This window comes from Staphylococcus sp. FSL W8-1268, assembly GCF_038003965.1.
In the GTDB taxonomy this organism is placed as follows: Bacteria; Bacillota; Bacilli; order Staphylococcales; family Staphylococcaceae; genus Staphylococcus; species Staphylococcus hominis.
The window spans coordinates 807,787-820,441 of the sequence record NZ_JBBOQE010000001.1; the positions used below are offsets into that span (position 1 = coordinate 807,787).

Annotated in this window: 13 protein-coding genes, 2 tRNA genes and 1 rRNA gene; all 16 read left to right on the plus strand. The window is 32.0% G+C overall.

All coding sequences use genetic code 11. The features are described 5' to 3' along the window. Positions 1–55: 55 nt before the first annotated feature. The 16 genes from NST64_RS04100 (at position 56) to NST64_RS04175 (ending at position 12,536) form a co-directional block, all read left to right on the plus strand. A complete protein-coding gene (locus tag NST64_RS04100) occupies positions 56–535 on the plus strand; it encodes a PH domain-containing protein (protein WP_107632236.1) in 480 nt (159 codons plus the stop codon). After that, positions 525–2,027, plus strand: coding sequence for a PH domain-containing protein (locus NST64_RS04105; RefSeq protein ID WP_002488149.1), 1,503 nt, complete (start codon positions 525–527; stop codon positions 2,025–2,027). The genes NST64_RS04100 and NST64_RS04105 overlap by 11 nt, the downstream gene beginning before the upstream one ends. Positions 2,028–2,121: 94 nt before the next feature. Then, positions 2,122–2,496 carry a PH domain-containing protein gene (locus NST64_RS04110; protein ID WP_231098517.1) on the plus strand — a complete coding sequence of 125 codons (375 nt, stop codon included), beginning with the start codon at positions 2,122–2,124 and terminating at the stop codon, positions 2,494–2,496. A 27-nt stretch (positions 2,497–2,523) separates the two neighbouring features. After that, a complete protein-coding gene (gene acpS / locus NST64_RS04115; RefSeq protein ID WP_002448655.1) occupies positions 2,524–2,877 on the plus strand; it encodes a holo-ACP synthase in 354 nt (117 codons plus the stop codon). A 42-nt stretch (positions 2,878–2,919) separates the two neighbouring features. Then, positions 2,920–4,065, plus strand: coding sequence for an alanine racemase (gene alr / locus NST64_RS04120; protein ID WP_002448692.1), 1,146 nt, complete (start codon positions 2,920–2,922; stop codon positions 4,063–4,065). A gap of 85 nt (positions 4,066–4,150) precedes the next feature. Then, complete coding sequence (mazE, locus tag NST64_RS04125) at positions 4,151–4,321, plus strand: type II toxin-antitoxin system antitoxin MazE (RefSeq protein WP_002448681.1); 171 nt, start codon at positions 4,151–4,153, stop codon at positions 4,319–4,321. Beyond that, entirely contained in the window at positions 4,318–4,680 is a 363-nt protein-coding gene (locus NST64_RS04130) for a type II toxin-antitoxin system PemK/MazF family toxin (RefSeq protein WP_002448688.1), read from the plus strand. The genes mazE and NST64_RS04130 overlap by 4 nt, the downstream gene beginning before the upstream one ends. Before the next feature lie 371 nt (positions 4,681–5,051). Then, entirely contained in the window at positions 5,052–6,053 is a 1,002-nt protein-coding gene (locus NST64_RS04135; protein WP_002448679.1) for a SpoIIE family protein phosphatase, read from the plus strand. 85 nt (positions 6,054–6,138) lie between these two features. After that, positions 6,139–6,465: an anti-sigma factor antagonist gene (locus NST64_RS04140; protein WP_002448686.1), complete on the plus strand. Its 327-nt coding sequence runs from the start codon at positions 6,139–6,141 to the stop codon at positions 6,463–6,465. A gap of 28 nt (positions 6,466–6,493) precedes the next feature. Then, complete coding sequence (gene rsbW / locus NST64_RS04145; protein ID WP_241961019.1) at positions 6,494–6,946, plus strand: anti-sigma B factor RsbW; 453 nt, start codon at positions 6,494–6,496, stop codon at positions 6,944–6,946. Beyond that, positions 6,921–7,691: an RNA polymerase sigma factor SigB gene (sigB, locus tag NST64_RS04150; RefSeq protein WP_002455074.1), complete on the plus strand. Its 771-nt coding sequence runs from the start codon at positions 6,921–6,923 to the stop codon at positions 7,689–7,691. The genes rsbW and sigB overlap by 26 nt, the downstream gene beginning before the upstream one ends. A 126-nt stretch (positions 7,692–7,817) precedes the next feature. Next, on the plus strand, positions 7,818–9,965 hold the full coding sequence (locus tag NST64_RS04155; protein WP_107632476.1) for a Tex family protein: 2,148 nt from the start codon (positions 7,818–7,820) through the stop codon (positions 9,963–9,965). Beyond that, positions 9,958–10,410 carry a SprT family protein gene (locus NST64_RS04160; RefSeq protein ID WP_019835624.1) on the plus strand — a complete coding sequence of 151 codons (453 nt, stop codon included), beginning with the start codon at positions 9,958–9,960 and terminating at the stop codon, positions 10,408–10,410. Before NST64_RS04155 ends, NST64_RS04160 begins: the two co-directional genes overlap by 8 nt. 271 nt (positions 10,411–10,681) lie before the next feature. Next, positions 10,682–10,767: transfer RNA gene (locus tag NST64_RS04165), tRNA-Leu, on the plus strand. A 24-nt stretch (positions 10,768–10,791) separates the two neighbouring features. Beyond that, positions 10,792–10,865, plus strand: a tRNA-Gly gene (locus tag NST64_RS04170). A gap of 120 nt (positions 10,866–10,985) precedes the next feature. After that, positions 10,986–12,536 (plus strand): 16S ribosomal RNA (locus NST64_RS04175). Positions 12,537–12,655: the final 119 nt, after the last annotated feature.

Genomic DNA, 12,655 nt, shown 5'->3' on the forward strand with positions numbered 1-12,655 from the left:
ATTATTTTAAAAAAATAGTATGATATAATATAAAAAAATTGTTAAGGAGTTTATTGTGCAATTACATCACTCTTTTCATAAAAGTCCTAAATCCGCATTTTTATATCATTGGTTGGTAAGTGGAGTCACATTACTAATAGAGCTCATTATTTTAGGTGGTGGGTTGTATTGTTGGAAAGCATTTCACTGGCCCCATTTTATTTTTTATATTCTACTTGTATTAACTATTTGTTCTTTTATTCGTTTTATTCTACAACCCATCAATAGATACTCTTATAAATTTTATAATATAGAAAATAAGAACATAGAAATTTTAAATACTTTTATTTTTAAAAGCTATAAAACAACAAAAATTGAAAGGTTACAACTTTTAAAGGTTAAAACAAATCCGTTATTGAAAAAGTTTAATCTTAAGAGAGTCATTGTTGTGACTGCAGGTCATGAACTCACAACACCTTTTGTTTCTAATAAAGAAGCAGAACGATTAATATTACATATCTTATCAAAAATGCGAGGTAGTAATGATGATATTTAAACCTCAAAAATTACATCCGATTTCTTATTTCACAGGTCTAATAGATGTTATAAAGCAAAACATTTTTGTTATTATCGTGTTTATTGGATTTAATATATGGAATTTTGATTTTACAAATATTAGACATTATATTGGACCAGGTATCTTTTTATTGATTATTCTTTTTTCTATGATTAATCAATTTCAAAAAGTACGTCTAACGCGTTATTGGATAGAAAATGATCAATTTATAGTCACATCTGGATGGTTAAATAAAAAACGCAAAGAATTAAATTTGAATCGAATTCAATCCTTAGATACCACACAAGGACTGCTTAATCAATTAGTAGGTGGCGTACGATTACAAATTAAAACGCCGAGTGATGGTATTGAACTTGAAACGATTTCGAAACAACAAAGTGAATTGATTGAACGTACAATTAAAAAAAGACAACTTCAGTTAGACAGTCAAGAAATAGAGCCTGATAATAAGCCTAATAATAGCGAACAAGAATTAATATCTGAAGATAGTAGTAATAATGAAGTAATATTTAAAATGTCTAATAAACTGTTGATTTTCATGGCATTGACAAGTGGCGTGATAGGGGTAGCATTCGCCACTATTTCCCCCATTATAGGTGCGTTTGAAGATGTTATCCCGTGGGAAAAATGGACGTCTCGTCTTTTTCAATGGATACAGTCAGTTACGTTTTTAGTGACTATTATTATATTGACTGTACTTATATTTTGTTATGTTATAGGTACTCTAATTGTTGTTCTACGTTATTATAACTATACAATCACACAACGTGATAATGAGTTAAAAATTACTTATGGATTACTAAATGTAAAAAATATCACAGTGCCTATTGAACGATTACAAGCAGTTGTAGAAAAACAGTCATTTATTAGAAAGTTATTTGGATATACCTCTATATACTTTATTATTACAAGTGATTTAGAAGTTAAATCTAATGAAGATGTAAGTGAAAACGGAAAAATTATGATTCTTCCATTTATTAATAAAAAAGAGGCATATTCTATTATTAGAAAATTAATTCCTGAAATGCAATTTAACGCTATCACTGAAAATGTACCAAAACGAGGATATCATCGACATTTTTTTATACCTAGTATCATATTAATTCTTGGTGCAACTATAGGTGCTTACTATTGGAGTATATGGAGTTATATGATAGCCATAATTATTATTATCTTTATGGCAATTTATGCGTATGTGTATATATCTGCTTCTGGATTATGCAATAGAAAAAATGAAATTGCACTTCGTCAAGTAAGTATGATGCATATTAATTCTTATTATTTTAAAAAGGATAAAATTATTGGTATGAATGTTAATCAAAATCCATTGTTAGAAAAGAGCCATTTAGCACATTTACATTTTATTATAGCTAAGGGTGCGGTAAATGAAGATATTAAGCTGAAATATGCTTCTGAAAAACAGGTTCAATTAAATATTGAGACCTATTTAGGAGGGTCTAAGATTGAGTGAACATAGTTTTATGAATACAAGTGGTCTAAAGGTGATGAGAATCACATCATTGATAGGGCTTATAATTATTACTGTTTTTTTATTTCTACTCAATATGATAGATGTGTATTTTACTCATATATCAAAATTTTCAATTAATATCATTATTTCTGTAGTAATTATATTGCTTTATATCATACTATTTATTATTGTTATTCCGCTTCTGAGATATCATTATTTCAGTTATTACTATGATGAAAACGAGATTCATATTAAAAACGGTATCATAACTGTTGAAACAAATATTATACCGTTTTATAGAATACAAAATATAGAGGTCATAGAAGGATTCATAATGAGAAAATATAAGTTAGCACATCTTCATTTATCTACTGCAGGTGGAGAATGCAATATAGAACTAATTGCAAAAAAAGAAGCGATTTATTTAAAACAAATGATTCAAAATAGAAAACACGAACTATATGAATAATAAAGGATAATTAAGTGAGGTGTAGATATGATACATGGTATTGGTATTGATTTAATTGAAATTGACCGAATAAAAGACGTGTATATTAAACAAAGTGATAAATTAATACATAGAATACTAACAGATCAAGAACAGCAAAAATTTCACTCTTTTAAAAATGATAAAAGAAAATTAGAATTTTTAGCAGGACGATTTGCAACTAAAGAAGCGTTTAGTAAAGCATTAGGAACAGGGTTAGGAAAAACGGTAGCATTTAATGATATTGATTGTTATAACGATGAAAAGGGGAAACCTTGTATCGAATATCCTGGTTTTATTGTTCATGTCTCGATTACGCATACACAACATTACGCAATGAGTGAAGTAATATTAGAAAAATAAACCATATCAATTTTTTATAAGTTTAAATAAGGAGGACTTCATATGTCAGATGTTGCTTATAGACCGACATATTTAAATGTAGATCTTGATGCCATTCTATACAATTATAATATTTTTAAAACACTTCAAAGTGATAAGTTAGTGATTCCTGTAATTAAAGCGAATGGATATGGATTAGGAAGTGTAAAAATAGCAGAGATTTTAGAAAATAATGGGGCTCAATTTTTTGCAGTTGCTACTTTAGATGAAGCCATTGAATTACGCTTACATAATATAAATGCTAAATTATTAGTTTTAGGTGCGATATCACCGAAAGATATAAATAAAGCGATTCAATATGACATTACTTTAACTGTACCTTCACAGTTTTGGTTAGAACGAGCGATTCATTATATAGAAGATAACTCAGATCATGTATATCTTCATGTGAAATTAGATACAGGAATGGGAAGACTAGGGATTAAAACGCTTGAAGAGTATCAGTTAGTCATTAATCTTATTAAAGAACATCCAACTCTTATTTTTGACGGCGTCTTTACTCACTTTGCCAATGCAGATGAACCTGGTGATTCAATGAAACAGCAATATGCATTTTTTGAAGAGTTGGTAACAAAAGCAGAGCGACCAAAATATATACATGCTCAAAACTCAGCAGGCGCTTTATTAGCAAATTGTAAATTATGCAATGCGTTAAGACTTGGAATTTCACTATATGGTTATTATCCTTCTGAGTATGTTAGAAATGAAGTTGATGTTCAATTAAAACCAAGTGCTAAATTAATGACTCAAGTTGTCCAAACTAAATATTTAAATCCCGGAGACTCTGTAAGTTATGGAAGTACATTCACTGCAACTGAAAAAATGAAAATAGCGGTTTTACCAATTGGATATGCAGATGGTTTCTTAAGAGCTATGCAAGGATTCGCCGTAAATGTCAATCAACATCAATGTGAAATCATTGGAAGAGTATGCATGGATCAAATGATTATTAGTGTACCAGATGATGTGAAAGAAGGAGATGAGGTTATTTTAATAGATAACAATTTAAATTCTTCACAAGCAGTAGAGGCATTAGCTATAAAACAAAATACAATTAATTATGAAGTTTTATGTAATTTAGGACGCAGACTTCCAAGAATATATTATTTAAATAAAAAATTTGAAGTTACAAATGAATTATTAAATTAGTATAGTCACTTGTTACAAAATTTGTTATTATAAAACTAAATTAAAGTTTATAATGTCTTGTTTGTATCAATTGGAGGTTCATAGTATGTTAACTTTTAATCAGAATAGAAGCCATAGTCTTGAACAATCACTAAAAGAAGGCTATGTCCAAATGGCCGATTTAAACCTCTCCCTAGCAACTGAAGCATTTCCATTAGAATGTGAAGCTTGTGATTGTAACGAATCATATCTTACATCTAATTATAAAAGTGAATGATTAGAAGAGGCGATGTATATTTAGCTGATTTATCACCAGTTCAAGGGTCTGAACAAGGGGGAGTAAGACCTGTAGTTATCATTCAAAATGATACTGGTAATAAATATAGTCCTACAGTAATCGTTGCTGCGATTACTGGTAGGATTAATAAAGCGAAAATACCAACACATGTAGAAATAGAAAAGAAAAAATATCGTTTAGATAAAGATTCAGTCATTCTTTTAGAACAAATACGAACATTGGATAAAAAAAGATTGAAAGAGAAACTTACATATTTATCAGAAGATAAAATGAAAGAAGTTGACGATGCATTGGATATCAGTTTAGGTTTACACGATGTTTGTCCTCAAAAAAATTAGTATTTTATATGTATAATCCAAAAAATATGAAATAAATTTTTGAAATAAATCAATTGTACTTTTGAAAAGTTTTAATTAGACTAATTTCGGTCGAATTCAATGATACTATTGAGTAAGTTTATGACTATTTAGAGATGTCGCAGTAGTTAACTGAATTGAAAATATTTAACTCAAGTTTTCAATTTCAATTAACCTTGCGGGGGTAAGACAGCATATTCACAAAATGAATACTGTCTTGCTCCCTTTTTAAGTAGAAGAGTTCTTTTAGAATAATATACATTTAGCATTAATGAATAAATTTAAAATGTTGTATTGTGTCAGACAATATTTAAAAATGTTTTAATCAGCTATGAAGTAAGGAGGCAAAATTCGTGGAAGAATTTAAAAAAAACTATAAGCAACTTATAGATGAGAGTTTGGTTACTAAAAATAAAGAACAATTTTTAAAGAAGTGCGATGAATTCACTGAAGAAGTAATCAAAAAGGATATTCTACCAGAGGATGTTGTTGATTTACATAAAACGTATATTGCTTCTTTAAATTTAAAAACATCTCAAATCTTAGATACATTAGATGTATTAGAAGAAGTAGTAAAAGGTTTTGGATATAGCTATAGAGATTATCAAAATTTAGTTGATAAAATGCAATTCCACGATAAAGAAATTGACTTAGCCTCTAGACTTCAACAAACGATGTTAAAAACAGATATTCCACAGTTTGATAGTATACAAATAGGTGTTATTTCAGTAGCTGCTCAAAAAGTAAGCGGGGACTATTTTAATTTAATTGATCATAGAGATGGTACGATGAGTTTTGCTGTAGCAGATGTTATAGGGAAAGGTATTCCAGCAGCATTAGCAATGAGTATGATTAAATTTGGAATGGATTCATATGGTCATTCACAATTACCAAGTGATGGTTTAAAACGACTCAATCGTGTGGTAGAAAAAAATGTTAATCAAAATATGTTCGTCACGATGTTTTATGGACTATATGAAGAAATGAATCATTTATTATATTGTAGTTCAGCAGGTCATGAACCAGGATACATTTATAGAGCTGAAACTGAAACATTTGAAGAAATTGAAGTTCGAGGAAGAGTACTTGGTGTAAGTCAACATACGCGATATAGTCAACAAGAAATTCCAATATATTTAGATGATTTAATTATTATTTTTACTGATGGTGTAACAGAAGCTAGAAATAAAAAAGGGGAGTTTATTGCAAAAGATACTGTTCTTAATTTAATTAGAAAATATAAGCATATGCATCCCCAAGATATTGTTCAAATCTTATATGAAGCCATTTTAAAAATACAAAATACGCAAAAAAGAGATGACATGACAATTTTAATAATAAAAAGAGTGAATTAATTATTTAATTTTTTGATTATATTATAATAATAATGGGTATAGTTGCTATAGTATACATATCGAAAAAGATTAGGAGTGTAAGTAAATGAATCTTAATATAGAAACGATAACCCATGATGATTATTATGAAGTTATTGTTGGTGGAGAGTTAGACGTATATACAGTACCTGAGTTAGAAGAAGTACTTGTGCCTATGCGCCAAGAAGGAAATCATGACATTCACGTGAACTTAGCAAATGTAAGTTATATGGATTCAACGGGTTTAGGCTTATTTGTAGGAACATTAAAGGCTCTAAATCAAAATGATAAAGAATTATATATTTTAGGTGTCACAGATAGAATTAGTAGATTATTTGATATTACGGGTTTAAAAGATTTAATGCACGTTAATGAAGGAACGGAGGTAGAGTAATTTGTCACTCAAAAATGATTATATTGAAATGAAGTTACCTGCCTCAGCAGAATATGTAAGTTTAATTCGCCTTACTTTATCAGGGGTATTTACAAGAGTAGGTGCTTCATACGATGACATTGAAGATTCAAAAATTGCAGTAAGTGAAGCGGTTACTAATGCTGTCAAACATGCATATAAACATAGTGAACAAAATGGTATGATTAATATTTGTTTTGAATTATTTGATGACAAAATTAAGATTATTATTTCAGATCAAGGTGAAAGTTTTGACTACGAATCTACAAAATCAAAATTAGGACCTTACCAAGAAAACGAAAATATCGACTTCTTACGTGAAGGTGGACTAGGTCTATTTTTGATTGAATCATTAATGGATGAAGTAAAAGTTTCAAAAGAGTCTGGTGTAACAATTAGTATGATTAAGTATATAAAAAAAGAGCAGGTGCCAAATAATGACGAAAGAGTCGAAATCAGTTAATGAGATATCACCTGAACAAATTAACCAATGGATTAAAGAACACCAAGACAATATAAATCCTCATGCGCAAGATAAATTAGTTAAACATTATCGCAAACTAATTGAATCATTAGCATATAAGTATTCAAAAGGACAATCACATCATGAAGATTTAGTTCAAGTGGGTATGGTTGGTTTAATAGGTGCTATTAACAGATTTGATATATCTTTCGATCGCAAATTTGAAGCATTCTTAGTGCCAACTGTTATTGGTGAGATTAAAAGATATTTACGAGATAAGACATGGAGCGTTCATGTTCCTAGAAGAATTAAAGAAATTGGTCCAAGAATAAAAAAAGTGGGCGATGAACTTACGAATGAACTCGGACGTTCTCCTTCAATTTTAGAAATTGCGAACCGTTTAGAAGTAAATGAAGAAGAAGTGTTAGAAGCCATGGAAATGGGTCAAAGCTATAACGCACTTAGCGTAGATCATTCAATTGAAGCAGATAAGGATGGTTCTACAGTTACATTGTTAGATATTATGGGTCAACAAGATGATAATTACGACCTTACTGAAAAACGAATGATTCTTGAACGTATTTTACCAATCTTATCTGATAGAGAAAGAGAAATTATTCAATGTACTTTCATTGAAGGATTAAGTCAAAAGGAAACTGGTGAACGTATTGGACTTAGTCAAATGCATGTATCTAGATTACAACGAACTGCAATACGAAAATTACAACAAGCTGCTAGGCAATGAAATTGAGGAGCGACCAATGAGTTCATATTGAATTCTATGTCGCTCCTTTTATTGTTAGAAAATGTATTGTAAAAATAAAGATATGTTAAAATTAAATAGAATTTATATACAAAGAGTGGTTATAACATGGAAAAGACATTAATTAATGATATTGTAAAAAAATATCAATTTTTAGAAAAACAAGTCATAGCTGTATTAAATCTATTAGAGGAAAATAACACAGTACCTTTTATTGCAAGATATCGAAAAGAAGCAACTGGTGGTTTAGATGAAGTTCAAATTAAACAAATATCTGATGAATATCAATATGTAGCGCATCTTCAAAAACGTAAAGAAGAAGTTATACATAATATTGAACAACAAGGTTTACTTACTAATGAATTAAAGCAAGACATTCTTCAGCAAACAAAATTACAACGTGTAGAAGATTTATATCGTCCTTTTAAACAAAAAAAGAAAACTAGAGCAACTGAAGCAAAACGAAAAGGATTAGCACCATTAGCTCACTTTTTAATAGAAGGACAAAGTATGAATGTACATGAAGAAGCTAGAAAATATTTAAGTGAAGAAGTTAAAACAGTTGATGAGGCAATTCAAGGTGCTCAAGATATTATTGCTGAACGTATTTCGGATAATCCTAAGTATCGACAACGTTTACTTAAAGACGTTTATTATCAAGGAAAGATTGTGACAACAAAGAAAAAACAAGCAAATGATGAAAAAGAGATATTTAGTATGTATTATGATTATTCTGAGCCTATAAAAAGAATAGCTAATCACCGAATTTTAGCAATGAATCGTGGAGAAAAAGAAAAAGTATTGTCAATTAAAATTGAATTTGATACTACTTCAATAGAAACATTTATACAATCGCAAGAAGTAAAAAAAGCTCATCAACTAGTTGAATATATTGAGTCTGCAGTTAAAGACAGTTTAAAACGTTTAATCATGCCTTCAATTGAAAGAGAAATTCGAAATGATTTAACTGAAAAAGCAGAGCATCACGCTATAGAAGTGTTTAGTGAAAATTTAAAACATTTATTATTACAGCCTCCTATGAAAGGTAAACAAATTTTAGGTATCGATCCAGCATTTAGAACTGGATGCAAATTAGCTGTTATCAATCCTTTTGGAACATTTATTGCTAAAAGTGTTATATATCCTCATCCTCCAAAATCTAAAATAGAATTGGCAGAAAAAGAATTAGTTAGAATGATAACTGAAAATAATGTTGAATTAATTGCAATTGGTAATGGTACAGCAAGTCGTGAAACAGAACAATTTGTAGCAAATGTAATAAAAAAATATCAACTAAATGCTCAATTTATTATTGTAAATGAAGCAGGGGCTTCTGTATATTCTGCCTCTGAAATAGCAAGAAATGAATTTCCAGAGTTTCAAGTTGAAGAACGAAGTGCAGTGTCTATTGGTAGACGTGTGCAAGATCCACTTAGTGAATTAGTAAAAATTGATCCTAAATCTATTGGAGTAGGACAGTATCAACATGATGTAAACCAAAAAGAACTTGAACAAGCGCTCACATTTGTCGTAGAAACTGCAGTTAACCAAGTAGGTGTAGATGTAAATACCGCTTCAAAATCTTTACTGCAATATGTTTCGGGATTATCAAGTACCATTGCTCAAAATATAATTGATTATCGTGAAGAAAATGGATCCATAAAGCATCATTCTGAAATAAGCAAAGTAAAACGTTTAGGTAGTAAAACGTTTGAACAAAGTATCGGATTTTTAAGAATTGTTAATGGTAAAGAACCATTAGATAATACATCTATCCATCCAGAAAGTTATCAAGCAACATATCAGTTTTTAGAAAGTTTACAGCTATCAATTGATGATTTAGGTTCAGATAAACTTAAACAAACACTTAGTGATATTAATATTGAAGAAAAATCAAATGAAATTGGAATAGGCAAACCAACACTAGAAGATATTGTAAAATCTCTTAAAACGCCAAATCGTGATCCTCGTGATAGCTACGAAACTCCACAGTTAAAATCTGATATATTATCAATCGAAGACTTGTCTAAAGGTATGAAGTTAAGTGGAACAGTTAGAAATGTAGTAGATTTTGGAGCATTTGTAGATATAGGTGTTAAACAAGATGGTTTAGTTCACATTTCAAAATTATCAAAGAAATATGTTAAAAATCCTATGGATATTATTAGTGTAGGAGATATAGTTGATGTTTGGATTTTAAATATTGATAAAAATAAAGAAAAAGTATCATTGACTATGATTAATCCTAATGAATAATAAAATGCTTCAAAAGTTAGTGGAAACAACTTCGCTTGATCATTTTAACCAACCTTTTAAACATAAAGCTTATTTTAATTCTCGATTACGAACAACAGGCGGACGATATGTATTATCTACACATCATATTGAGATTAATCCGAAGCAATTTTCTTGTTTTGGAAAAGATGCTTTAATAAATATCATAAAGCATGAACTATGTCATTATCATTTACATTTATCCGGAAAAGGTTATCAACACAAGGACCATGACTTTAAAATGTTAAGCAATAAAGTTCAAGCTCCAAGATTTTGTCAGCCGATTCAAAGCTATGAAGAAAGAGCAAATTATATATATCAATGTTGTAAATGTAAGACTACGTATCTAAGGATTAGAAAAGTTAATATTGATAAAATGAGATGTGGTAAATGTGGAAGTAAATTGAAATTAAAGATGTATTTATAAATAAATTTAAATATGAACAAATAAGATATTACTAATATAACAATGTCCTTTAAAAACCTACAATATTGTAGGTTTTTAAATTTTTTAATAAAAACTATTGACTTATGTTAAAAAAGTATGTATTATAGTTATCGTTGTATTAATGAATGAGGTAAATATTAAAAAATAGTAAATTTATTTAAAATAATATTAAAAACTTATTGACTTTTTATTACAAATCATTTACAATAAATAATGTTCTCGATAATTAATAAATTATTGCGTTTTGCCAGCGGTCGTGGCGGAATGGCAGACGCGCTAGGTTGAGGGCCTAGTGGGAGAAATCCCGTGGAGGTTCAAGTCCTCTCGGCCGCACCAAATCAATTTCAATTATTATATACTGCGGGTGTAGTTTAATGGCAAAACCTCAGCCTTCCAAGCTGATGTTGTGGGTTCGATTCCCATCACCCGCTCCATTACAAATTTCAAATGAACATTGAAAACTGAATGACAATATGTCAACGTTAATTCCAATAAAGTAACTTAAATGTTACAAACACTATTTAGTATTATGAGCTAATCAAACATCATAAATTTTTATGGAGAGTTTGATCCTGGCTCAGGATGAACGCTGGCGGCGTGCCTAATACATGCAAGTCGAGCGAACAGACGAGGAGCTTGCTCCTTTGACGTTAGCGGCGGACGGGTGAGTAACACGTGGGTAACCTACCTATAAGACTGGGATAACTTCGGGAAACCGGAGCTAATACCGGATAATATTTCGAACCGCATGGTTCGATAGTGAAAGATGGCTCTGCTATCACTTATAGATGGACCTGCGCCGTATTAGCTAGTTGGTAAGGTAACGGCTTACCAAGGCAACGATACGTAGCCGACCTGAGAGGGTGATCGGCCACACTGGAACTGAGACACGGTCCAGACTCCTACGGGAGGCAGCAGTAGGGAATCTTCCGCAATGGGCGAAAGCCTGACGGAGCAACGCCGCGTGAGTGATGAAGGTCTTCGGATCGTAAAACTCTGTTATTAGGGAAGAACAAACGTGTAAGTAACTGTGCACGTCTTGACGGTACCTAATCAGAAAGCCACGGCTAACTACGTGCCAGCAGCCGCGGTAATACGTAGGTGGCAAGCGTTATCCGGAATTATTGGGCGTAAAGCGCGCGTAGGCGGTTTTTTAAGTCTGATGTGAAAGCCCACGGCTCAACCGTGGAGGGTCATTGGAAACTGGAAAACTTGAGTGCAGAAGAGGAAAGTGGAATTCCATGTGTAGCGGTGAAATGCGCAGAGATATGGAGGAACACCAGTGGCGAAGGCGACTTTCTGGTCTGTAACTGACGCTGATGTGCGAAAGCGTGGGGATCAAACAGGATTAGATACCCTGGTAGTCCACGCCGTAAACGATGAGTGCTAAGTGTTAGGGGGTTTCCGCCCCTTAGTGCTGCAGCTAACGCATTAAGCACTCCGCCTGGGGAGTACGACCGCAAGGTTGAAACTCAAAGGAATTGACGGGGACCCGCACAAGCGGTGGAGCATGTGGTTTAATTCGAAGCAACGCGAAGAACCTTACCAAATCTTGACATCCTTTGACCCTTCTAGAGATAGAAGTTTCCCCTTCGGGGGACAAAGTGACAGGTGGTGCATGGTTGTCGTCAGCTCGTGTCGTGAGATGTTGGGTTAAGTCCCGCAACGAGCGCAACCCTTAAGCTTAGTTGCCATCATTAAGTTGGGCACTCTAAGTTGACTGCCGGTGACAAACCGGAGGAAGGTGGGGATGACGTCAAATCATCATGCCCCTTATGATTTGGGCTACACACGTGCTACAATGGACAATACAAAGGGCAGCGAAACCGCGAGGTCAAGCAAATCCCATAAAGTTGTTCTCAGTTCGGATTGTAGTCTGCAACTCGACTACATGAAGCTGGAATCGCTAGTAATCGTAGATCAGCATGCTACGGTGAATACGTTCCCGGGTCTTGTACACACCGCCCGTCACACCACGAGAGTTTGTAACACCCGAAGCCGGTGGAGTAACCATTTGGAGCTAGCCGTCGAAGGTGGGACAAATGATTGGGGTGAAGTCGTAACAAGGTAGCCGTATCGGAAGGTGCGGCTGGATCACCTCCTTTCTAAGGATATATTCGGAACATCTCGTAGAGATGATACGGAATAACGTGACATATTGTATTCAGTTTTGAATGTTTATGTTAAAACATTCATATTTAATTAAATATTGCATTTACTATTA